Consider the following 793-nt stretch of genomic DNA (forward strand, 5'->3'; position numbering starts at 1 on the left):
ATTTGATACCACGAATGTTAGAAAAGTCACGATTTAATCGGCGATTGCATCATGTCTCAATGTTAATTAACGATTTATTCCATCAAGTAGGAATGGCACTGAAAGAAATTAGTGAAAATACGGAATATCTTTTAGACTCGTTTCCCGTACCAATATGTGATAACATTCGTATCTTTAATGCCAAGCTCATCCAATCGAAAGAATATCGGGGTTATATCGCATCCAAGAAACGTTATTTTTATGGAGTGAGAGTACAGTTATTAACTACCAAAACAGGTATTCCAGTGGAATTTGTGTTCATGCCAGCCAGTGCGACAGATATACGGGGATTGAGTGCTTTACCTTTGAATTTACCACCTGGGACTCAGGTTTATGCCGATTCTGCCTATCTTGATTACACTGTGGAAGATGACTTAATTGAAACTAGTCAAATCTCGATGCAAGTCATGCGAAAAAGTAACTCTAAACGTCTTGATGCACCGTGGACTCAATACATTAAACAGTCTATTCGTCACTACATTGAAACCGTATTTAGCGGAGTTACGAGTTGTTTCCAAAAATCGATTCATGCAGTAACATATGAAGGGTTTTTACTGAAGTTACAAGCTTTTATTTTTGCCTACACTCTGCAACAAGCTTTTATTGACTAAGTTACAAATGTCACCTTCTCTTCAACTAAACTGAATATTCATGATTGCACTTTTGTGGTAGTTGTATTTCGTACAACCGCTTATTTACTGTGCCTACATTTCCCATATCCTCATTTGTATTTTATTACCCGCAACTTGAGTTA

The 793-nt window shown here is 36.8% G+C and carries 1 protein-coding gene; it reads left to right on the top strand.

The annotated features are described in order from the left end of the window. Positions 1 to 650 (top strand): IS982 family transposase (locus tag G1O98_RS38430; protein ID WP_163939710.1); only part of this gene is annotated, 650 nt, incomplete at its 5' end. Positions 651 to 793 lie beyond the last annotated feature (143 nt).

It is taken from the genome of Nostoc sp. UIC 10630, from assembly GCF_010747425.1.
Lineage (GTDB): Bacteria > Cyanobacteriota > Cyanobacteriia > Cyanobacteriales > Nostocaceae > Nostoc.